The 20652-nt window shown below is 65.5% G+C and carries 20 protein-coding genes; 5 read left to right on the top strand and 15 right to left on the bottom strand.

Translation table 11 applies throughout. The annotated features are described in order from the left end of the window. Window positions 1–143 precede the first annotated feature (143 nt). The 3 genes from prfB (at window position 144) to LMA02_RS10840 (ending at window position 3953) form a co-directional block, all read left to right on the top strand. Window positions 144–1248, top strand: a protein-coding gene (gene prfB, locus LMA02_RS10830; RefSeq protein ID WP_098143590.1) for a peptide chain release factor 2 whose coding sequence is annotated in 2 segments (ribosomal slippage) — window positions 144–224 and window positions 226–1248 — 1104 coding nt in all. Because the reading frame shifts where the segments join, the coding sequence is not laid out codon by codon here. 75 nt (window positions 1249–1323) lie between these two features. Further along, window positions 1324–2850, top strand: a complete 1527-nt coding sequence (gene lysS, locus LMA02_RS10835; protein WP_228904825.1) for a lysine--tRNA ligase — start codon at window positions 1324–1326, stop codon at window positions 2848–2850. A gap of 347 nt (window positions 2851–3197) precedes the next feature. Continuing rightward, a complete protein-coding gene (locus LMA02_RS10840; protein ID WP_228904827.1) occupies window positions 3198–3953 on the top strand; it encodes a glycine zipper 2TM domain-containing protein in 756 nt (251 codons plus the stop codon). A 132-nt stretch (window positions 3954–4085) separates the two neighbouring features. Here LMA02_RS10840 and iscX read toward each other — a convergent pair whose 3' ends face one another. From iscX to LMA02_RS10900, 12 genes are all read right to left on the bottom strand, one after another. Then, on the bottom strand, window positions 4086–4295 hold the full coding sequence (gene iscX, locus LMA02_RS10845; protein WP_006754136.1) for a Fe-S cluster assembly protein IscX: 210 nt from the start codon (window positions 4293–4295) through the stop codon (window positions 4086–4088). Between the two features lie 76 nt (window positions 4296–4371). Then, entirely contained in the window at window positions 4372–4713 is a 342-nt protein-coding gene (gene fdx, locus LMA02_RS10850) for an ISC system 2Fe-2S type ferredoxin (RefSeq protein WP_011657374.1), read from the bottom strand. An 88-nt stretch (window positions 4714–4801) separates the two neighbouring features. After that, window positions 4802–6670: a Fe-S protein assembly chaperone HscA gene (gene hscA, locus LMA02_RS10855; RefSeq protein WP_228904829.1), complete on the bottom strand. Its 1869-nt coding sequence runs from the start codon at window positions 6668–6670 to the stop codon at window positions 4802–4804. Between the two features lie 54 nt (window positions 6671–6724). After that, the gene (gene hscB / locus LMA02_RS10860; RefSeq protein ID WP_043174956.1) at window positions 6725–7252 is read right to left on the bottom strand and encodes a Fe-S protein assembly co-chaperone HscB; all 528 of its coding nucleotides are present in this window, start codon (window positions 7250–7252) and stop codon (window positions 6725–6727) included. Between the two features lie 94 nt (window positions 7253–7346). Next, entirely contained in the window at window positions 7347–7670 is a 324-nt protein-coding gene (gene iscA / locus LMA02_RS10865; protein WP_014896627.1) for an iron-sulfur cluster assembly protein IscA, read from the bottom strand. Window positions 7671–7732: 62 nt separating this feature from the next. Further along, on the bottom strand, window positions 7733–8140 hold the full coding sequence (gene iscU, locus LMA02_RS10870; RefSeq protein WP_006754131.1) for a Fe-S cluster assembly scaffold IscU: 408 nt from the start codon (window positions 8138–8140) through the stop codon (window positions 7733–7735). A gap of 68 nt (window positions 8141–8208) precedes the next feature. Beyond that, window positions 8209–9432, bottom strand: a complete 1224-nt coding sequence (locus LMA02_RS10875; RefSeq protein ID WP_228904831.1) for an IscS subfamily cysteine desulfurase — start codon at window positions 9430–9432, stop codon at window positions 8209–8211. 63 nt (window positions 9433–9495) lie between these two features. Beyond that, window positions 9496–10035 (bottom strand): Fe-S cluster assembly transcriptional regulator IscR, encoded by a 540-nt coding sequence (gene iscR, locus LMA02_RS10880; protein ID WP_006401955.1) that lies wholly within the window; start codon window positions 10033–10035, stop codon window positions 9496–9498. 117 nt (window positions 10036–10152) lie between these two features. Continuing rightward, complete coding sequence (locus tag LMA02_RS10885) at window positions 10153–10635, bottom strand: low molecular weight protein-tyrosine-phosphatase (protein ID WP_228904833.1); 483 nt, start codon at window positions 10633–10635, stop codon at window positions 10153–10155. 101 nt (window positions 10636–10736) lie between these two features. Beyond that, window positions 10737–10964 (bottom strand): hypothetical protein, encoded by a 228-nt coding sequence (locus LMA02_RS10890; RefSeq protein ID WP_166725150.1) that lies wholly within the window; start codon window positions 10962–10964, stop codon window positions 10737–10739. A 127-nt stretch (window positions 10965–11091) separates the two neighbouring features. Next, window positions 11092–12504: a lactate utilization protein B gene (locus tag LMA02_RS10895; protein WP_228904840.1), complete on the bottom strand. Its 1413-nt coding sequence runs from the start codon at window positions 12502–12504 to the stop codon at window positions 11092–11094. A gap of 34 nt (window positions 12505–12538) precedes the next feature. Further along, window positions 12539–13261, bottom strand: coding sequence for a (Fe-S)-binding protein (locus LMA02_RS10900; protein ID WP_228904844.1), 723 nt, complete (start codon window positions 13259–13261; stop codon window positions 12539–12541). 183 nt (window positions 13262–13444) lie between these two features. Between LMA02_RS10900 and LMA02_RS10905 the strand changes: the two genes are divergently transcribed. Next, window positions 13445–14254, top strand: a complete 810-nt coding sequence (locus LMA02_RS10905) for an IclR family transcriptional regulator (RefSeq protein WP_006754125.1) — start codon at window positions 13445–13447, stop codon at window positions 14252–14254. A gap of 102 nt (window positions 14255–14356) precedes the next feature. Here LMA02_RS10905 and pbpG read toward each other — a convergent pair whose 3' ends face one another. Then, window positions 14357–15511 carry a D-alanyl-D-alanine endopeptidase gene (gene pbpG / locus LMA02_RS10910; protein WP_228904846.1) on the bottom strand — a complete coding sequence of 385 codons (1155 nt, stop codon included), beginning with the start codon at window positions 15509–15511 and terminating at the stop codon, window positions 14357–14359. 658 nt (window positions 15512–16169) lie between these two features. Between pbpG and LMA02_RS10915 the strand changes: the two genes are divergently transcribed. Beyond that, complete coding sequence (locus LMA02_RS10915) at window positions 16170–16736, top strand: phasin family protein (RefSeq protein ID WP_006755449.1); 567 nt, start codon at window positions 16170–16172, stop codon at window positions 16734–16736. Between the two features lie 205 nt (window positions 16737–16941). Here LMA02_RS10915 and lpdA read toward each other — a convergent pair whose 3' ends face one another. Then, a complete protein-coding gene (gene lpdA, locus LMA02_RS10920) occupies window positions 16942–18708 on the bottom strand; it encodes a dihydrolipoyl dehydrogenase (RefSeq protein WP_228904848.1) in 1767 nt (588 codons plus the stop codon). Window positions 18709–18977: 269 nt separating this feature from the next. Continuing rightward, window positions 18978–20633, bottom strand: coding sequence for a dihydrolipoyllysine-residue acetyltransferase (aceF, locus tag LMA02_RS10925; RefSeq protein ID WP_228904853.1), 1656 nt, complete (start codon window positions 20631–20633; stop codon window positions 18978–18980). Between the last annotated feature and the right edge of the window lie 19 nt (window positions 20634–20652).

The following is a 20652-nucleotide window of genomic DNA, read 5'->3' on the forward strand; positions in this document are numbered from 1 at the left end:
ATCCGGCCCGCGCGCTCGCGGGCCGCATGCGCGCCGCGCCGAACGGGGCCACGGCGCGCATGCAAGCACACTCCGCGTCACCGGGAAACCCCGCCGATCGGCTATAATTCCGCTTTTTTACGAAGCAAGAACAGCGAACGATCATGGAAGCGGAACGTCTCAACGCGATCGAAAGCTCCCTGCTCGACCTGCGCACCCGCGCGGGCGAGCTTCGGGGGTATCTTTGACTACGACGCCAAATCTGCGCGTCTGACCGAAGTCAACAAGGAACTCGAAGACCCGAACGTCTGGAACGATTCGAAGAACGCCCAGGCACTCGGCCGCGAGAAGAAGCTGCTCGAAGGTGTCGTCACGACGCTCACCGCGCTCGATAGCGACCTGCGCGATGCGCTCGACCTGTTCGAGCTCGCACGCGAGGAAGGCGACGAAGACACCCTCGTCGCATCCGAAGACGACGCGAAGAAGCTCGAAGCGCGCGTCGGCGACATCGAATTCCGCCGGATGTTCTCGAACCCGGCCGACCCGAACAACTGCTTCATCGACATCCAGGCCGGCGCCGGCGGCACCGAGGCGTGCGACTGGGCGTCGATGCTGCTGCGCCAATACCTGCGCTACTGCGAGCGCAAGGGCTTCAAGGCCGAAGTGCTCGAAGAGTCGGACGGCGACGTCGCCGGCATCAAGAACGCGACGGTCAAGGTCACGGGCGAATACGCATACGGCTTCCTGCGCACCGAAACGGGCATCCACCGCCTCGTGCGCAAGTCGCCGTTCGACTCGTCCGGCGGCCGCCACACGTCGTTCTCGTCGGTGTTCGTGTATCCGGAAATCGACGACTCGATCGAAGTCGAGGTCAATCCGGCCGACCTGCGCATCGACACATACCGCGCGTCGGGCGCGGGCGGCCAGCACATCAACAAGACCGATTCGGCCGTGCGGATCACGCACATGCCGACCGGCATTGTCGTGCAGTGCCAGAACGATCGCTCGCAGCACCGCAACCGCGCCGAAGCGATGGCGATGCTGAAGTCGCGCCTGTACGAAGCCGAGATGCGCAAGCGCCAGGCCGAGCAGGACAAGCTCGAATCGAGCAAGACCGATGTGGGCTGGGGCCACCAGATCCGTTCGTACGTGCTCGACCAGAGCCGCGTGAAGGACCTGCGCACGAACGTCGAAATGAGCAACACGCGAGCCGTGCTCGACGGTGATCTCGACGACTTCATCAGCGCGAGCCTCAAACAGGGCGTGTAAGCGCCGCGGCGCGGCCTCTCCGGTCGCGCCGCCCTTCCCGTTGCGTTGCCGCACCCATTCCGAATTCCGACCATCATGACCGAACCGACCCAAACGCAGCCCGCCGTCGCGGCGGACGAAAACCAGATCATCGCCGAGCGCCGCGAGAAGCTGCGCGCATTGCGCGAGCAAGGCGTCGCCTATCCGAACGATTTCCGGCCGACGCATCACGCCGCCGATCTCCAGGCAACCTTCGCCGACTCGGACAAGGCCGCGCTCGAAGCGAACCCGGTCGAGGTGTCGGTCGCCGGCCGCATGATGCTCAAGCGCGTGATGGGCAAGGCGAGCTTCGCGACGGTGCAGGACGGTTCGGGCCAGATCCAGTTCTTCGTGACGCCGAACGACGTCGGCGCGGAAACCTACGACGCATTCAAGAAGTGGGACCTCGGCGACATCGTCGCCGCCCGCGGCGTGCTGTTCCGCACCAACAAGGGCGAGCTGTCGGTCCAGTGCAAGGAGCTGCGCCTGCTGTCGAAGGCGCTGCGCCCGCTGCCCGACAAGTTCCACGGCCTCGCCGACCAGGAGATGCGCTATCGCCAGCGCTACGTCGACCTGATCGTCACGCCGGAAACGCGCGACACGTTCCGCGCGCGCACCCGGACCATCGCGTCGATCCGCAAGTTCATGGACAACGCCGACTTCATGGAAGTCGAAACGCCGATGCTGCACCCGATCCCGGGCGGCGCCGCGGCCAAGCCGTTCGTCACGCATCACAACGCGCTCGACATGCAGATGTTCCTGCGCATTGCGCCGGAGCTGTATCTCAAGCGCCTGATCGTCGGCGGCTTCGAGCGCGTGTTCGAGATCAACCGCAATTTCCGGAATGAAGGCGTGTCGCCGCGCCACAACCCGGAATTCACGATGATGGAGTTCTACGCCGCGTACACCGATTACCGCTGGCTGATGGACTTCACCGAGCAGCTGATCCGCCAGGCGGCGATCGATGCGCTCGGCACCGCGACGATCCAGTACCAGGGCCGCGAACTCGACCTTGCAAAGCCGTTCCACCGCCTGACGATCACGCAGGCGATCCAGAAGTACGCGCCGCAGTACACCGACGGCCAGTTGTCGGACGACGCATTCCTGCGTACCGAACTGAAGCACTTCGGCGTCGACGTGTCGCAACCGGCCTTCCTGAACGCCGGCATCGGCGCACTGCAGCTCGCGCTGTTCGAGGAAACCGCCGAATCGCAGCTGTGGGAGCCGACCTACATCATCGACTACCCGGTCGAAGTGTCGCCGCTCGCACGCGCGTCGGATACGACGCCGGGCATCACCGAGCGTTTCGAGCTGTTCATGACGGGCCGCGAGATCGCGAACGGCTTCTCGGAGCTGAACGATCCGGAAGACCAGGCCGCGCGCTTCAAGAAGCAGGTCGAGCAGAAGGATGCCGGCGACGAGGAAGCGATGTTCTTCGACGCCGACTACATCCGCGCGCTCGAACACGGGATGCCGCCGACGGGCGGCTGCGGGATCGGCATCGACCGTCTCGTGATGCTGCTGACCGACAGCCCGACGATCCGCGACGTGCTGCTGTTCCCGCACCTGCGCCGCGAAGACTGACGCTCGTGCCAGCGTGTGCGCCGCGCCCCGCGGCGCGCACGCGTGCGGTTTGTAACCACGCGTAAATCCCGCCTGCCGGCGTCCGCCGGTTTTCGATCCTCCCCCGTTTTATCCCCTCGTCGCGACGGCCTTCTCCGGGTTTTCCCGGTTACGCCCGCCGGCACCGCGCTGCAATTCGTTACACCTTGATACGGTGCGCCGCTCGCCGGTAGACGACACTCCTGTTGCGTCACCACGCATGACCACGGGACCAGAACGCGGCGCCGGAACGCCAAGTCTGCTCGCTCCCGAAGCGTGGGATCCGGCCAGCGCCAACGTGCGGAGCCGGATCGACACCGGAGAAAAACATGGACAACCAGAATCAGACCACGCCGCAAAAACAACGCCTCCACCCGCTCATCGCGACCGCGGCAGGCGCCGTCATCGTCGCCAGCCTCGCCGCCACCGCCGCGATCACCGGCATCTTCCCGAAGGCCAGCAGCAACAACGCGCAGAACGGTCAGACCCAGGCCGCGCTGATCGCGTCGCAGCCGGCCGTCGATACGGCCGCGGCAGCCAGTGCCGCCCTGGCCGCGCAAGCGCAGCAGCAGGCAGCCGAACAGGCCGCGCAGCAAAAGGCTGAACAAAAGGCTGCGGCCGAGAAGGCGGCGGCGGCACAAGCCGAACCGAAGCCCGCGCCGCGCCCGGCAGCCACGCACCACCGCCATACGCCGGCACCGCAACCGCCGCAATATGCGCAACAGCAGTCCGCGCCCGCTCAGCCGGCCTATTGCCAGAGCTGCGGCACGATCGTCTCGATCACGCAATCGCGCACGCCGGGCCAGAGCTCGGGGATCGGCGCGGTCGGCGGCGCAGCAGCCGGCGGCCTGCTCGGCAACCAGTTCGGTCACGGCAACGGCCGCACCGCGATGACCATCATCGGCGCGCTCGGCGGCGGTCTTGCCGGCAACCAGGTCGAGAAGCAGGTGCGCGCGGAAACCGACTACCAGGTGCAGGTCCAGATGGAAAGCGGCGCGACGCGTACGTTCACGTACCACAGCCCGCCGCCGTTCGGCCAGGGTCAGCGCGTGCGGATCGAGAACGGCACGCTGGTCGGCGCGTAACACGCAACGCATGACGAATCGCCGGGCGGCCGGTGTGCCGCGCCGGAAATGAAAAAGGCTCGTGACAGCATCACGAGCCTTTTCTTTTTGCGGGAGCGGTGCCGAGCGAGTGCCGGGCGCCGGGCGCGAACCTCAGTCTTCGTCGTCGAAGTCGGATTCGTCGATCCAGTGAGCCTGGATCGCTTCGAGGATCTTCTCGCCCGAGTGGCTGGGATCGTCGGAGAAGCCATCGAGCTCGATGACCCATTGGCGCAGGTCGACGAAATTGATCCGCTGCGGATCGACGTCCGGATGCTTGTCTGCCAGCGCGATGGCGATTTCGCGCGAATCGGTCCATTTCATGGCCTGCTCTCCCGTGTACGTAGCGAGTTCGCTAGGCGGAACGCACATGATGCGCGCCGCCCGCCCCGCCGAACCGTCAGTGATTTTCCTTCGCGTGGTTGATCGAGTACTTCGGAATCTCGACCACCAGGTCCGAATCTTCCTGCACGATCGCCTGGCACGACAGGCGCGACGTCGGCTCGAGGCCCCACGCCTTGTCGAGCAGGTCGTCTTCGTCCTCTTCCGACGGCTCGAGATCGTTGAAGCCCTCGCGGATCACCACGTGGCAGGTCGTGCATGCGCACGACTTCTCGCATGCATGCTCGATCTCGATTCCGTGGTCGAGCAGGTTGTCGCAAATACTCTTGCCAGGCGTCGCGTCGATCACTGCGCCGTCCGGACACAGTTCGACGTGAGGCAGCACTACCAGTTGAGGCATGTCCGTTCCGTCAGTCAGGGTGCGGCGGCTGGCGCCGCACGGTTCAATATCGCGCGGGCCGTCGCCGGCCCGCGTGCAGGTCGTTCGTTCAGATCTCGTCGAGCCGTCGGCCCGACAGTGCGCGCTTGATGCTCTTGTCCATCCGGCGCGCCGCGAATTCGTCGGTGCCGTCGGCCAATGCCTTGGTCGCGGTTTCGATCGCGTCCGCGTCGTCGCCCTGAGCAATCGTGCGCAGCGCCGCGACGAGCGCGTCGACCTGCGTGCGTTCGGCGTCATCGAGCAATTCGCCGTCGGCCGCCAGCGCCGCCTGCGTCGCCTCGATCATCCGCTGGGCCTCGACCTGAGCTTCGCGCAGCGCACGTGCACGCATGTCGATCTCGGCGGTCTTGAAGCTGTCCTCGAGCATCTTCGCGATGTCGTCGTCGGCGAGGCCGTACGACGGCTTCACGACGACCGATGCCTCGACGCCCGAATGCTGCTCGCGTGCGAACACCGACAGCAGCCCGTCCGCATCGACCTGGTAGGTCACGCGGATGCGCGCCGCACCGGCCGTCATCGGCGGGATGCCGCGCAGCTCGAAGCGTGCGAGCGACCGGCAGTCGGCGACGAGCTCGCGCTCGCCCTGCACGACGTGGATCGCCATCGCGGTCTGACCGTCCTTGAAGGTCGTGAACTCCTGCGCACGCGCGATCGGAATCGTCGAATTGCGCGGAATGATCTTCTCGACGAGACCGCCCATCGTCTCGACACCGAGCGACAGCGGAATCACGTCGAGCAGCAGCCAGTCGTCGCCACTGCCGCGATTGCCGGCGAGCAGGTCGGCCTGGATCGCCGCGCCGAGCGCGACGACCTGGTCCGGATCGAGATTGACGAGCGGCGGCTGGCCGAAATACTTCGCGACCGCATCGCGGATCACCGGCATGCGCGTCGCGCCGCCGACCAGCACGACACCCTTGATGTCGGCCGGCGTCACCTGCGCGTCGCGCAATGCCTTGCGGGTCGGCGTCAGCGTACGCTGCACGAGCGGCTCGACGAGCGACGCGAACGTGTCGTGCGAGATCGTCTGCACGAGCTGCGCACCGCTCGACAGCGTCACGTCGAGCGACGCCTGCGGCGCGGACGACAGCGCTTCCTTCAGCACGCGCACGCGATCGAGCAGCAGGCGCACGTCCTCGGGCGCAAGCGCCTTCACGTCGATGCCGGCCTGTGCGAGCACGTGACCGAACAGCACGTGATCGAAATCATCGCCGCCGAGCGCGGAATCGCCGCCCGCGGCCAGCACTTCGAACACGCCCTTCGTCAGCTTCAGGATCGACAGGTCGAACGTGCCGCCGCCGAGGTCGTACACCGCGTAGAGGCCTTCGGCCGCGTTGTCGAGACCGTAGGCGATCGCGGCCGCGGTCGGCTCGTTCAGCAGCCGCAGCACGTTGAGGCCCGCGAGACGCGCGGCGTCCTTCGTCGCCTGGCGTTGCGCCTCGTCGAAATACGCGGGCACCGTGATCACCGCGCCGACCAGCTCGTCGCCGAGCGTGTCTTCCGCGCGGTAACGCAGCGTCGCGAGAATCTCGGCGGACACCTCGACCGGGCTCTTCACGCCGTCGATCGTGCGGATCTGCACCATGCCCGGCGCATCGACGAATTCGTAAGGTGCGTTCGCCGCGCCTTCGACCTCGGCCTTGCCGCGGCCCATGAAGCGCTTGACCGACACGATCGTGTTGCGCGGATCGGTCGCGGCCTGCTCCTTCGCTTCGTGGCCGATGCGGCGGCCGCCCTTCTCCAGATAACGGACCACCGACGGCAGCAGCGCGCGGCCCGCGTCGTCCGGCAGCACTTCGGGCACGCTGTTGCGCACGGCCGCGACGAGCGAGTTCGTCGTGCCGAGATCGATCCCGACAGCGAGTCGCCGCTGGTGCGGCGCCGGCGCCATGCCCGGTTCGGAAATTTGCAGTAAAGCCATCTTGGTTCGTTCGGGCGCTCGGCCCGTTTGCTGCGCGTGCCGCGAGGCACGCGGTTAAGTTTCGAGGCGCTCGATCTGCGCGCCCACTTCCGACGCGACGCGTTCGATGAACATCAGCTGGCGCACGGCCTCGGCGGCGGCCTGGTCGGCCGCGCTGTCGAGCAGCGTGCCGAGGCGCTCGAGGCGCACGCGCTTCTCATCACGCAGTTCGGCGAGCAGCGCATCGAGCGCGTCGACGTTGCGGGCGGCCGCGGCATCCTCGATGCCTTCGCGCCACTCCATCTGCTGCATCAGGAACGCGGGCTCCATCGCGGTGTTGTTTTCAGCACCGATGTCGACGCCGCGCAGCAACAGCAGATAGGTCGCACGCTTCAGCGGATCGCGCAACGTGCGGTAGGCCTCGTTCGCACGCGTCGCCCATTGCATCGCGATGCGTTTTTGCGCATCGCCGGCCGCCGCGAAGCGATCCGGGTGCACCTGCGTCTGCACCGTGCGATACGCGCTGTCGAGCGCCGCCTCGTCGAGAGCGAATTGCGCCGGCAGATGAAACAGATCGAAGTGGCTGTCTTTCAGCGAAACCATCGTCGCGTTCAATTCCGGTTCGTCGCGCGGCAAACGCCGCACATTAAAAAGGCGGCCCGTGCCGCCTCTTGCCCGCATTGCGCGGAAGACCGCGTCAGACGCGGAACGATTCGCCGCAGCCGCACTCGTCCTTCACGTTCGGGTTGTTGAACTTGAACCCTTCGTTCAGGCCTTCGCGCGCGAAGTCGAGTTCGGTGCCGTCGATGTACGCGAGGCTCTTCGGGTCGACGATGACCTTCACGCCATGGCTCTCGAATACCTGATCCTCGGGAGCCAGCTCGTCGACATACTCGAGCTTGTACGCGAGCCCCGAGCACCCGGTCGTGCGAACGCCAAGCCGCAGGCCCACACCCTTGCCGCGACGGACGAGGTATTTCTGGACGTGCTGTGCTGCTTTTTCGGTCAGTGTAATTGCCATGATGTCCTTGCCGCGGCACGCCTGGGGCCAGCCGCGATCCTTCACAAGCCGCTCGATGCCGCTCAGGCCGCTGCCTGATCGCCTTCCGTGGTGTCGTGGCGCTTCTTGTAGTCGGCCACGGCTGCCTTGATCGCGTCTTCCGCGAGAATCGAGCAGTGAATCTTCACCGGCGGCAGTGCAAGCTCTTCGGCGATCTGCGTGTTCTTGATCGACAGCGCCTCGTCGAGCGTCTTGCCCTTCACCCATTCGGTCACGAGCGAGCTCGACGCGATGGCCGAACCGCAGCCGTACGTCTTGAACTTCGCGTCTTCGATCACGCCGTCCGCGCCGACGCGGATCTGCAGCTTCATCACGTCGCCGCAGGCCGGCGCGCCGACCATGCCCGTACCGACCGCGTCGTCGTCCTTCGCGAACGAACCGACGTTACGCGGGTTTTCGTAGTGATCCAGAACCTTGTTGCTGTATGACATGACTCAGACTCCTTGACTCGTTACGTCTGCGTGCGCAAATTCGCCCGCGAATGTACTCAATGCGATGTTCAGTGCGCAGCCCATTCGATCGTCGACAGATCGATGCCTTCCTGGTGCATTTCCCAGAGCGGCGACAGTTCGCGCAGCTTCGAGATCTTGCTGTTCAGCAGGTCGATCACGAAGTCGACGTCCTGCTCCGTCGTGAAGCGGCCGACCGTGAAGCGGATCGAGCTGTGGGCGAGTTCGTCGTTGCGACCGAGCGCACGCAGCACGTACGAAGGCTCCAGCGACGCCGACGTGCAAGCGGAACCCGACGACACCGCGACATCCTTGATCGCCATGATCAGCGACTCGCCTTCGACGAAGTTGAAACTGATGTTCAGGTTGTGCGGGACACGGCGCTCCATGTCGCCGTTCACGTACGTTTCCTCGATCTGCGACAGACCGCGCAGCAGCTTGTCGCGCAGCATGCGGACGCGCTCGTTCTCGGTCGCCATTTCTTCGCGCGCGATGCGGAACGCTTCGCCCATGCCGACGATCTGGTGCGTCGCCAGCGTGCCCGAACGCATGCCGCGCTCGTGACCGCCGCCGTGCATCTGCGCTTCGATGCGCACGCGCGGCTTGCGGCGCACGTACAGCGCGCCGATGCCCTTCGGGCCGTAGGTCTTGTGCGCCGAGAACGACATCAGGTCGACCTTCAGCTTCGCGAGGTCGATCCCGACCTTGCCGGTCGACTGCGCGGCGTCGACGTGGAACACGATGCCCTTCTCGCGGCAGATTTCACCGATCGTCTCGATGTCCTGGATCACGCCGATCTCGTTGTTCACGTGCATCACCGACACGAGGATCGTGTCCGGGCGCAGCGCGGCCTTGAACACGTCGAGGTCGATCAGGCCGTCATCCTTCACGTCGAGGTAGGTGACTTCGAAACCGTCGCGCTCGAGCTCGCGGCACGTATCGAGCACGGCCTTGTGCTCGGTCTTCACCGTGATGATGTGCTTGCCCTTGCCCTTGTAGAAGTTCGCGGCACCCTTGATCGCGAGGTTGTCCGACTCCGTTGCGCCGGACGTCCAGATGATCTCGCGCGGATCCGCGTTCACGAGCGCGGCCACCTGCTCGCGCGCTTCCTCTACCGCGCGCTCCGCATCCCAGCCGTATGCGTGGCTGCGCGATGCCGGGTTGCCGAACTGCTCGCGCAGGTACGGCACCATCTTGTCGACCACGCGCGGGTCGACCGGCGTCGTCGCGCTGTAATCCATGTAGATGGGCAGGTGGAGAGTCTCTTGGGTCATCTGTCGCTCCGGGTATTCTGTGCAGGGACTATGTGCGTTATGGGGTGTGCGGCGCGTTCGCGCTCACGAACTCGCGATGTTGAACACCGAATTGGGACCGAGCGGCATCGTGCGCACCGGTTCGGCCGGCGCCGCGACGGGCTCCGGCGCACGCCGGTCGCGCAGCACCGCGGGTGCGCCCTCGCGTGCTCGCTGCTGATCGACGAGATCCTGCAGCGACACCGAATCGAGGTATTCGACCATTTTCTGGTTCAGGGTCGACCACAGCTCGTGCGTCATGCAATGGCCGTCGGGCTGCTTCGAGCCGTCGCACGTGCCTTTGCCGCCGCACTGCGTGGCGTCGAGCGGTTCATCGACCGCGATGATGATGTCGGCGACGGTGACGTCCTGCGCGCGGCGCGCGAGGTTGTAGCCGCCGCCCGGGCCGCGCACGGATTCGACGATTTCATGCCTGCGCAGCTTCCCGAACAGCTGTTCGAGATACGAGAGCGAAATCCGCTGGCGCTGGCTGATGCCTGCAAGCGTCACCGGGCCCTGCTCCTGGCGCAGTGCCAAGTCAATCATCGCCGTGACGGCGAAACGGCCTTTGGTGGTGAGTCTCATGGTGTCTAGGGGACTGCAATCTTGACGATTTTGGTCAAGTATAAATATTTGACGATTTTAGTCAAGTATCCATGTCTGCGACAGGGTATTCGCAGCACACTGAATACCTTGCCGCGCTCAGTGTCCGGTACGGCTCCGGAGGGTGTTCAGCAGGCCCGCGCAGGCGCGCTCGACCTGATCGAGCACCTGTTCGAAGCCCTGCGCGCCGCCAAAATAAGGATCGGCCACTTCGGTTTCGGCCGCGCCTGATGCGAATTCCATCAGGAGGCGCACCTTGTCGCGATGCTCGGGCGGACAGCGCCGGCGCAATTCCGCGAGATTGGCTTCGTCCATCGCCAGCAGCAGGTCGAACCGCTCGAAATCCGCCGCGCTCACCTGCCGCGCCCGCAGCGCCGACAGGTCGTAGCCGCGGGTACGGGCCGCCGCCTGCGCGCGGGTGTCGGGCGGTTCGCCGACGTGCCAGTCGCCGGTGCCGGCCGAATCGATCGCGATGTGCTCGGTCAGCCCGGCCGCGTCCACCTGGTGACGCATCACGCCTTCCGCGGTGGGCGAACGGCAGATATTGCCGAGACAGACAAAACAGATCGCAACGCGGGTCATCGCACTATCGGAAAGCCGCGGCGAACCGCGTCGGAGAAGAACGCGCCATTATACAAAGGCGCCCGAAATCGCGCCGCCGCGCAAAGCGACGGCGGCGTGCCTTACAGCGCCTTGGGTGCGGCGAGCACGACGTCACCGGAGGCGGCCGGCAACGGTTGCGCCGCGTCGTCGACGAGCCCGAACGACACCGCGCGCGCCAGTTCGGCCGATGCCTGATGCACGGCGAGCGGACCACGCGACGGCGCGTCGGCCATCGCGTGCAGATAGGCGAGCGCGGCGAGCGGGACGACGATTGCCAGCGGCCAGTACATCGATATTGTCTTTTTCATGATGCGGCTCCTTGACCTCATTCCCCGAAACCCAATTCCGGGGACTACAGACGAGATTCTATAGGCCGCATCTATCGAGATAAATACATAAATAGCGAACGCACTGTTGTCGCCCGATGAACAGTCGTCAGCCGAGGTGGCTTTGCGATGCCGCGTACAGTTCGCGGAACGTGCGGCCGGTCGGTGTCGGCATGTCGCGCGTGTCCATCCAGCCGCCCATCATCGGCAGGCGCCGCAGCATGCCGCCGCTGCCGCCGAGCCGCTCGAGGACCCGAACCGCGAGCTTGGTCGTCAGCGCGTAAAGCAGCGGCCGGCGCGCGAAAAAGCCCCACGCGGCGAGTGCGGCGCGCTCGCGCCACGGCCGCAGGTGCCGCTCGACCTGTTTCTCGCGCAGCGTGCGCAGCAGGTGCGACAGCGGGATCCCCACCGGGCAGACGCTGTCGCATTCGCCGCACAGCGTCGCGGCCTGCGGCAGGTCGAGCGCACGGTCGATCCCGACGTAGCTCGGCGTCAGCACCGACCCCATCGGGCCCGGATAGACCCATCCGTACGCGTGCCCGCCGACCTTCTGGTACACCGGGCAATGGTTCATGCACGCGCCGCAGCGGATGCAGCGCAGCATCTCCTGGAATTCGCCGCCGAGCAGGCCCGTGCGGCCGCCGTCGACGAGCACCACGTAGTTGTGCTCCGGGCCGTCCTCGTCTGCCGGGCCGCGCGGCCCGGTGAGCAGGGAGAAGTAGTTCGACGTCTTCTGCCCGGTCGCCGAACGCGGCAGCAGACGCATCGCGGTCGCGAGATCCTCGAGCGTCGGCAGCACCTTCTCGATGCCCGTCACCGCGACATGCACGCGCGGCATCACCGTGCACATGCCTTCGTTGCCTTCGTTCGTGACGATCGCGACCGAACCCGTCTCGGCGATCACGAAGTTGCCGCCCGTCACGCCCATGTCGGCCGACAGGAAATGCGGGCGCAGCACCTCGCGCGCCTCGCGCGTCATGTCGGGAATCTCGGTCAGCCGCTCGCGGTGGTGCGTGCGCGCGAACAGGTCGGCGATCTCGTCCTTGTCCTTGTGCACCACGGGCGCAATGATGTGGCTCGGCGGCTCGTTGTCGTTGATCTGCAGGATGTATTCGCCGAGGTCCGTCTCGATCGACTGCACGCCCATCTCGGCGAGCACCGCGTTCAGGCGCATTTCCTCGGACACCATCGACTTCGTCTTGATGACCTTCTTCACGTCGTGGCGTCGTGCGATGTCGGCGACGAGCCGCGCGGCGTCCTCGGTCGTTTCCGCGAACAGCACCGTCGTGCCGCGCCGCGCCGCCTCGCGCTCGAACGCCTCGATCCACACGTCGAGGTTCTCCAGCGCACGGTTGCGGCGCGCCTTCAGCGCGGCACGCGTCGCCTGGAAGTCGATCGCGGTCATCGCGTCGGCGCGCGCGGACACGAACTTCGTCGACAGCTTCTTCAGGTTCTGCTGCAAGCGCTGATCAGCCAGCTTCTGGCCGGCACGCGCCTTGAAATGCATCGATTGGACTTGCATCGCGGTATCGGGGAAAAGTGAGCGGAACCGGGCGTCAGACGTCGCCCGCCAGCACCTGCGCGACGTGCAGCACGCGCGTGTCGCGGTCGCCCGTGCGGCGCAACCGCCCTTCGATGTTCAGCATGCAGCCGAGATCGCCCAACACGACGGCGCCCGCGCCGGACGCGCGCACGTTCGCGCATTTCTCGTCCGCGATGGCTGCCGAAATGTCGCCGTACTTGACCGCGAACGTGCCGCCGAAGCCGCAGCAGTGCTCGCAGTCCTTCATCTCGGTAACGGCCACGCCGCGCTGCGCGAGCAGCGCACGCGGCTGCGCCTTCACGCCGAGTTCGCGCAGGCCCGAGCACGAGTCGTGGTAAGTGACGGGCCCCGCGAATTCGCCGGGCGCGAGCGTGACCTTCGCGACGTTCGCGAGGAAATCGGTCAGTTCGTAGACTTTCTGCTGGAACCGCGCATAGCGCCCCATCAGTTCGGGGTCGTCGCGGAACAGGTCGCCGTAGTGCGCGCGGATCATGCCGCCGCACGAGCCCGATGGCGCGACGACGTAATCGAACTGCTCGAACTCGCGCAGCGTCTTTTCCGCGAGGTCGCGCGCGAGCGCGCGCTCGCCCGAGTTGTAGGCCGGCTGGCCGCAGCAGGTTTGCGCGGGCGGCACGAACACCTCGTAGCCGGCGTCGCGAATCAGTTTCAGCGCGGAAAAGCCGATTTCCGGACGCATCAGGTCGACCAGGCAGGTCACGAACAAACCGACTCGCATACGCGCTCCTTCGAGAAAACGGCTCTCATTATCCGCCGTTTGGCCGGCAAGACCAACGCCGGCGCATGCGCAAGCATGCATGTCAGGAAACGAGGACTTCCTCGAACGGCGTTCGCTTTTTTCACAATACGAGATACAATCGACGCAACAACCGCTTGACGCGTCAACCGATTCTCCCCCGACATGAGCCAACCCACCCCGGATTCCAAAACGTCGATCCAAGTGATCGAACGCATGATGCGGTTGCTGGACGCGCTCGCCGCGCACAGCGACCCTGTCAGCCTGAAGGAGCTTGCCCAGCGCACGGAGCTGCATCCGTCGACCGCGCACCGTATCCTCAACGACATGGTGACCTGTCGCCTCGTCGACCGCTCCGATCCCGGCACATACCGGCTCGGCATGCGGCTGCTGGAGCTCGGCAACCTCGTGAAGGCGCGCCTGTCGGTACGTGACGCGGCACTGATGCCGATGCGCGAGCTGCACCGCCTGACGGGCCAGACCGTGAACCTGTCGGTACGCCAGGGCGACGAAATCGTCTATATCGAGCGCGCGTATTCGGAACGCTCGGGGATGCAGGTCGTCCGCGCGATCGGCGGCCGCGCGCCGCTCCACCTGACGTCGGTCGGCAAGCTGTTCCTCGCGGTCGACGAAACGTCGCGCGTGCGCGCGTATGCGACGCGCACCGGGCTGTCCGGCCATACGCAGAACAGCATTACCGACATCGCGAAGCTCGAACGCGAGCTGACGCTCGTACGCCAGCAATCGTGCGCACGCGACAACGAGGAACTGGAGCTGGGCGTGCGCTGTATCGCGGCCGGCATCTACGACGACTCGGGCAAGCTCGTCGCCGGCCTGTCGCTGTCGGCACCGGCCGACCGCCTGCAGGACGCGTGGCTCGGCCAGTTGAGCCGCACCGCGCTGACCATCTCGGAATCGCTCGGCTACCGCCCCGCGCCCGCGAAGGATACGGAAGGACTGCAGCGGCACGCATGAGCCGCGCCACCCGCCGCACGGCGGCCGAACGAAAAAAAGCCCCGCGATTGCGGGGCTTTTTCTTTGCGGCGACCGATGCGGCGGCAAACCGCCGCGACGCGATCAGGTGCCGCCGTTCGCCGTGTTGGCCGCCGTCAGGCGCTCGCCACCGCCGGCGTCGAGCCAGTTGCGCAGGCGCGCCGCGTCGGCAAAGCGCGAATACTTGCCGAACGAATCCAGCAGCACCATCACCATCGGCCGGCCATGGATCGTCGCCTGCATCACGAGACATTCGCCTGCCTCGTTGATGAAGCCCGTCTTCTGCAGGCCGATGTCCCACGAGCCGTTGCCGCGGATCAGCGCGTTCGTGCTGTTGTAGACCAGGTTGCGCTTGCCCGTATAGACGTCGTACGTCCGATCGGTCGAGAACTGGCGAATCATCGGGTACTGGTACGCCGCATTGACCATCTTCACGAGGTCGCGCGCGCTCGACACGTTCGAGCTCGACAGGCCCGTCGAATTCTCGAAGTGCGTGTCGTTCATGCCGAGCGTCTTCGCCTTCGCGTTCATCGCGGCGATGAAGGCCGGACGGCCGCCCGGGTAGTAGCGCGACAGCGCGGCGGCCGCGCGGTTTTCCGACGCCATCAGCGCGATGTGCAGCATGTCCTCGCGCGACAGGACCGAGCCGACCGACAGGCGCGAGCCCGTGCCCTTTTCGTAGTCGCGATCTTCGTCGGTGACTTCGATCTGGTCGGTCATCGGCGACTTCGAGTCGAGCACGACCATCGCCGTCATCAGCTTCGAGATCGACGCGATCGGCACGACGGCGTGCGAATTCTTGTCGAACAGCGGCTCGCCGGTGTTCTGGTCGACGACGTACGCGACACTCGAGCGCAACGCGAGCGCGTCCGGCGTGTCGTGCAGGCCGAACGCCTGGCCGACCGTCGGGCGACGCGGCTGGAACGCGACCTTGCGCACCGAGCCGCGGTGGCCATGCACGTTCGCCGTGAGCGTCGCGCGCTTGCGCGATGCCTTCGCGCGCGGCGCATCGGCCGACGCGACGTCGGCGGATTTTGCGGAGGCAGCCTTCAGCGACTTCTTCGCGGACGAAGTGGAAGCGGCTTTCTTGGTGGCCTGGTGGGTCTTCGCAGTGGCGGCAAAGGCGTCAACCGGCGTGACGGACGCGGTGGTCGCCAGCAAGGCGACGGCGACCGACACAGCCGTGCCGAGCGTCATGCTCTGCAACAATCTGCGTGGTGAAAACGATTCGGCTTTCATTGGGGTCTGGACAAAGCGGGCGGGAGGTTTCCGCAAGTGTAGTTAAAGCTTAAAAAAAGAGCAATATTAGGCACTTACCGATCGTCGTTAAACCGGAATGTAAGGGTCGCCCGACGATCCATCGATCGACCCTCCCGCTCCCATCGAAAAAATTCATGAGATGCGCTGCCCGACAGTACCCGCCTCCCGAATTACCACGCGGTTAATTGAGATAACGTCACTTTGACGAGAAATTAAAGCGGGGAAAGTACGGATCCGGCGCTCGGTGTGCCTGCGGCACCGGTCTCGGCCGCGGCGGCGGCACGTCGCCACGGCACGCGCATTGAAACGGCGCGCTTTTCGACAGGAACAGAAGCATAACGTTCCACATGCCTGTCAGGTTTACCTGTGCATGATCATGGTGCGGCGCGCCTGCCCCGGCCGGGTGCGCACCATGTGGGAAAACACGCATGAAACCGATTCCGGACGCGCGCGATAACTCATTGTTTTATCGATAATTTGTCGCGATTGTGCAACGCACAAAAAATGCTTGACAAGACTTTTCTGTGCCCTAAAATACGACTCATTGCTGCGATGCACAAAGCGCGCAGCTCCGAGGTTCCCCAGCGTAGTGCCCTTTATCCCTGCGATCGACGCGATCGCTTTTCAGGAGCTTGACATGTCCTTGCTGACCCCCGAGCAAATCGCCGCCGCCCAGAAAGCCAACCTCGAAAGCCTGTTCGGTCTGACGACCAAGGCATTCGAAGGCGTCGAAAAGCTGATCGAACTCAACCTGCAGGTCGTGAAGTCGACGCTGACGGAAAGCCAGGAAAACGCACAACGCCTGCTGTCGGTGAAGGACGCGCAAGAGCTGATCGCGCTGCAAGCGAGCCTGTCGCAGCCGGTCGCGGAAAAGGTGCTGTCGTACACCCGTCACCTGTATGAAATCGCGTCGTCGACGCAAGCCGAGTTCGCGAAGGTTGCAGAAGCGCAATTCGAAGAGCAGAACAAGAAGGTCCAGGCGCTCGTCGACAACGTCGCGAAGAACGCCCCGGCCGGTTCGGAAACGGCTGTCGCCGCACTGAAGTCGGCGCTGAACGCAGCGAACACCACGTACGAAACGGTCCAGAAGGCTGCCAAGCAAGCCGTCGAGATCGCTGAAACGAACTTCAACGCGGCTGCCGCTGTCGCGACGAAGGCTGCAAGCGCTGCTGCATCGCGCCGTTCGACCAAGCCGGCCGCGTAAGCGTCCCTGCTCCTGAAAAAGCCGCGCACTGCGCGGCTTTTTCTTTTCCGGCGCCGACATACTGCGCGGCCGATCATCGTCGATGCGTCGACGCGACACGGACGGCGGGCTGCCGTCGGCCTCGGGCAAAAGAAAACGCCGCCGTCCGGATGTCCGGGCGGCGGCGTTTTTGATGGCCGGCGCGAGGCCGGCCATGCCGGTCGAGTTACTTCTTGCGTTGGGGCGGCAGGTCCGTACACACGCCTTCGTACAGTTCGGCGGCCATGCCGACCGATTCACCGAGCGTCGGGTGCGGATGGATCGTCTTGCCGATGTCTTCCGCGTCCGCGCCCATCTCGACGGCGAGACACACTTCGCTGATCAGGTCGCCCGCGTTCAGGCCGACGATCCCGCCACCGATCACGCGATGGGTTTCCTCGTCGAAGATCAGCTTCGTGAAGCCTTCGTCGCGGCCGTTCGCGATCGCGCGGCCCGATGCGGCCCACGGGAACACCGCCTTGCCGTACTTGATGCCTTCGGCCTTGCACTGGTCTTCCGTCTTGCCGGCCCACGCCACTTCCGGATCGGTGTACGCCACCGACGGGATCTGCAGCGCGTCGAAGTACGCCTTCTCGCCGTGCGCGGCTTCCGCTGCGACGTGGCCTTCATGCACCGCCTTGTGCGCGAGCATCGGCTGGCCGACGACGTCACCGATCGCGAAGATGTGCGGGACGTTCGTGCGCATCTGCTTGTCGACGTCGATGAAGCCGCGGTCGGTGACGGCCACGCCGGCCTTGTCGGCGCCGATCGTCTTGCCGTTCGGGCTGCGGCCCACCGCGACGAGCACGAGGTCGTAGCGCTGCGCTTCCGCCGGCGCCTTCTCGCCCTCGAACTTCACGTAGATGCCGTCTTCCTTCGCTTCCGCGCCGACCGTCTTGGTCTTCAGCATCACGTTGCCGAAGCGCTTCGCGTTGTACTTTTCCCAGACCTTCACCAGATCGCGGTCCGCGCCCATCATCAGGCCGTCCATCATTTCGACCACGTCGATCTCGGCGCCGAGCGTCGCGTACACCGTTGCCATTTCGAGGCCGATGATGCCGCCGCCGATCACGAGCATCCGCTTCGGCAGTTGGCGCAGTTCGAGTGCGCCCGTCGAATCGACGACGCGCGGGTCTTCCGGCATGAACGGCAGCTTCACGGCTTGCGAGCCCGCGGCGATGATCGCCTGCTTGAACTTGACGACCTTCTTGCCGTTTTCGCCCTGCACTTCCATGTGATACGGATCGACGAATGCGCCGACGCCCGTGACGACTTCGACCTTGCGCGCCTTCGCCATGCCGGCCAGGCCCGTCGTCAGTTTCTTGACGACGCCGCCCTTGAAGTCGCGCAGCTTGTCGAGATCGACCTCCGGCTTGCCGAACGTGATGCCGTGCGATGCGAGCGCCGCGGCTTCGTCGATGACGAGTGCCGTGTGCAGCAGCGCCTTCGACGGGATGCAACCGACGTTCAGGCACACGCCGCCGAGCGTCGAGTAGCGTTCGACCAGCACCGTCTTCATGCCGAGGTCGGCTGAGCGGAACGCGGCCGAGTAGCCGCCGGGGCCGGCGCCGAGCACGAGCATGTCGCACTCGATGTCCACCGCGCCGGCATAGCTGCCGGCTTGCGGCGCGGCTGCCGGAGCGGCTGCGGCCGGTGCCGGCGCAGCGGCTGCGGGTTTCGCTGCCTCAGGTGCTTTCGCGGGTGCGGCGGCGCCTGCCGCTGCTTCGACGATGGCGATGACGGTGCCTTGCGAGACTTTCTCGCCGGCTTTGACCTTGACTTCCTTGACCGTGCCGGCGACGTCGCTGGGCACTTCCATGGAGGCTTTATCGGATTCGAGCGTGATGAGCGTTTGCTCTTTTTCGATCACGTCGCCCGGCTTCACGTTGACTTCGATGACATCGACGCCGCTGAAATCGCCGATATCCGGAACCTTGACTTCGATGAGACTCATTACTGTCCCCTTCTTGATTAGCTGCTGACAGAGGCAGAGGGCTCAACCGCTGAACTACGGTCTGACTGGAGAACGGGGACTTGGGCAGGACCACCTTTGCTGTCCGCCCAAGGACGCGCCTTTCTTTTGGTTACTTTTCTTTGGAAGACAAAGAAAAGTGACCGCCGCCCCGCGCAGGGGCGACGCCAGCAGACCGTTAGCGAAACAGGTTCAACGACAGGGCGAGGCGGACCGACAAAAAACCACGCCCCTGCGAGCCCCTCTGCTCATCAAAGAATGATGCGACGGAAATCCCCGAGCAGCGCTCCGAGATACGCATTGAACCGCGCGGCTTCCGCGCCATCGATCACGCGATGGTCATACGACAGCGACAGCGGCAGCGTCAGACGCGGCACGAACTGCTTGCCGTCCCACACCGGCTTCATCTGGCCGCGCGACAACCCGAGGATTGCGACTTCCGGCGCGTTGATGATCGGCGTGAAGTTGGTGCCGCCGATCCCGCCGAGCGACGAGATCGAGAAGCAGCCGCCTTGCATCTGGTCCGGCTTCAGCTTGCCGTCGCGCGCGGCCTTCGACAGCTCGGCCATTTCCTTCGCGATGTCGACGAGCCCCTTCTTGTCCGCATCGCGGATCACCGGCACGACGAGGCCGTTCGGCGTATCGGCGGCGAAACCGACGTGGTAGTACTGCTTGAACACCAGGTTGTCGCCGTCGAGGCTCGCGTTGAAGGTCGGGAACTTCTTCAGCGCGGCGACGACCGCCTTGATCACGAACGCGAGCATCGTGAACTTCACGCCCGCCTTCTCGTGTTCCTTGTTCAGCTGCACGCGCAGCGCTTCGAGCTCGGTGATGTCCGCTTCGTCGTTGTTCGTGACGTGCGGGATCATCACCCAGTTGCGATGCAGGTTCGCGCCCGAGATCTTCTTGATGCGCGACAGCGGCTTCGCTTCGAACGGGCCGAACTTCGAGAAGTCGACCTTCGGCCACGGCAACAGGTTCAGCTCGCCGCCGCCTGCCGGCGCGGCTGCCGCGGCCGGTGCCGCGCGCTGGCCCGTCATCACGCCCTTCACGAAGCCCGTGATGTCTTCCTTCGTGATGCGGCCCTTCGGACCGGAACCCTGCACGCGTGCGACTTCGACGCCGAGTTCGCGCGCGAACTTGCGCACGGACGGCGACGCGTGGCTTGCACGGTACTCGCCCGACGGTGCCGCAGCCGGTGCAGCTGCAGCCGGTGCCGGCGCAGCCTTCGCGGGCGCCGGTGCGGCGGCAGGTGCCGGCGCGGCCGCGGCCGGAGCCGGTGCGCTCGCCTGCGGCGCGGCGGCAGCCGGTGCGCCGGCGGCGTCGAGCAGCACGATCAACGTGCCTTCCGACACCGAATCGCCCACCTTGACCTTGATTTCCTTCACGACGCCAGCGGCCGGGCTCGGCACGTCCATCGTCGCCTTGTCCGACTCGAGCGTGACGAGCGACTGCTCCTTCTCGACCGTGTCGCCGACCTTCACGCCGATCTCGATCACCGGGACGTCCTTGTAGTCGCCGATGTCGGGCACCTTCACCTCGAGCGTGCCGCCCGACGCTGCCGGCGCGGCGGCCGGTGCCGCTGCGGCCTGTGCTGCCGGTGCCGGAGCTGCCGCCGGAGCCGGGGCCGCCGCCGGCGCTGCCGCGCCGTTCACCTGCGCCGCGGCGCCGCCTTCGAGCAGGATGATCAGCGAGCCTTCCGACACGGAATCGCCCACCTTGACCTTCACTTCCTTGACCGTACCGGCGGCCGGGCTCGGGACGTCCATCGTCGCCTTGTCCGACTCGAGCGTGACGAGCGACTGCTCGGGCTCGACCGTGTCACCCGCCTTCACGAGCACCTCGATGACGGGCACGTCCTTGTAATCGCCGATATCCGGCACCTTCACTTCGATCGCTTGACTCATCTTTTTGTGTCTCCATGGC

It is taken from the genome of Burkholderia sp. B21-005 (genome assembly GCF_020843965.1).
GTDB lineage: Bacteria > Pseudomonadota > Gammaproteobacteria > Burkholderiales > Burkholderiaceae > Burkholderia > Burkholderia ambifaria.

Coding starts and splice junctions, on each gene's coding strand:
- LMA02_RS10840 (WP_228904827.1), top strand. CDS start 3,198: ATGGACAACCAGAATCAGACCACGCCGCAAAAACAACGCCTCCACCCG.
- iscX (WP_006754136.1), bottom strand. CDS start 4,295: ATGAAATGGACCGATTCGCGCGAAATCGCCATCGCGCTGGCAGACAAG.
- aceF (WP_228904853.1), bottom strand. CDS start 20,633: ATGAGTCAAGCGATCGAAGTGAAGGTGCCGGATATCGGCGATTACAAG.
- iscR (WP_006401955.1), bottom strand. CDS start 10,035: ATGAGACTCACCACCAAAGGCCGTTTCGCCGTCACGGCGATGATTGAC.
- lysS (WP_228904825.1), top strand. CDS start 1,324: ATGACCGAACCGACCCAAACGCAGCCCGCCGTCGCGGCGGACGAAAAC.
- lpdA (WP_228904848.1), bottom strand. CDS start 18,708: ATGAGTCTCATCGAAGTCAAGGTTCCGGATATCGGCGATTTCAGCGGC.
- pbpG (WP_228904846.1), bottom strand. CDS start 15,511: ATGAAAGCCGAATCGTTTTCACCACGCAGATTGTTGCAGAGCATGACG.
- LMA02_RS10875 (WP_228904831.1), bottom strand. CDS start 9,432: ATGACCCAAGAGACTCTCCACCTGCCCATCTACATGGATTACAGCGCG.
- LMA02_RS10895 (WP_228904840.1), bottom strand. CDS start 12,504: ATGCAAGTCCAATCGATGCATTTCAAGGCGCGTGCCGGCCAGAAGCTG.
- hscA (WP_228904829.1), bottom strand. CDS start 6,670: ATGGCTTTACTGCAAATTTCCGAACCGGGCATGGCGCCGGCGCCGCAC.
- LMA02_RS10900 (WP_228904844.1), bottom strand. CDS start 13,261: ATGCGAGTCGGTTTGTTCGTGACCTGCCTGGTCGACCTGATGCGTCCG.
- fdx (WP_011657374.1), bottom strand. CDS start 4,713: ATGCCTCAACTGGTAGTGCTGCCTCACGTCGAACTGTGTCCGGACGGC.
- LMA02_RS10915 (WP_006755449.1), top strand. CDS start 16,170: ATGTCCTTGCTGACCCCCGAGCAAATCGCCGCCGCCCAGAAAGCCAAC.
- LMA02_RS10905 (WP_006754125.1), top strand. CDS start 13,445: ATGAGCCAACCCACCCCGGATTCCAAAACGTCGATCCAAGTGATCGAA.
- LMA02_RS10885 (WP_228904833.1), bottom strand. CDS start 10,635: ATGACCCGCGTTGCGATCTGTTTTGTCTGTCTCGGCAATATCTGCCGT.
- iscU (WP_006754131.1), bottom strand. CDS start 8,140: ATGTCATACAGCAACAAGGTTCTGGATCACTACGAAAACCCGCGTAAC.
- iscA (WP_014896627.1), bottom strand. CDS start 7,670: ATGGCAATTACACTGACCGAAAAAGCAGCACAGCACGTCCAGAAATAC.
- hscB (WP_043174956.1), bottom strand. CDS start 7,252: ATGGTTTCGCTGAAAGACAGCCACTTCGATCTGTTTCATCTGCCGGCG.
- LMA02_RS10890 (WP_166725150.1), bottom strand. CDS start 10,964: ATGAAAAAGACAATATCGATGTACTGGCCGCTGGCAATCGTCGTCCCG.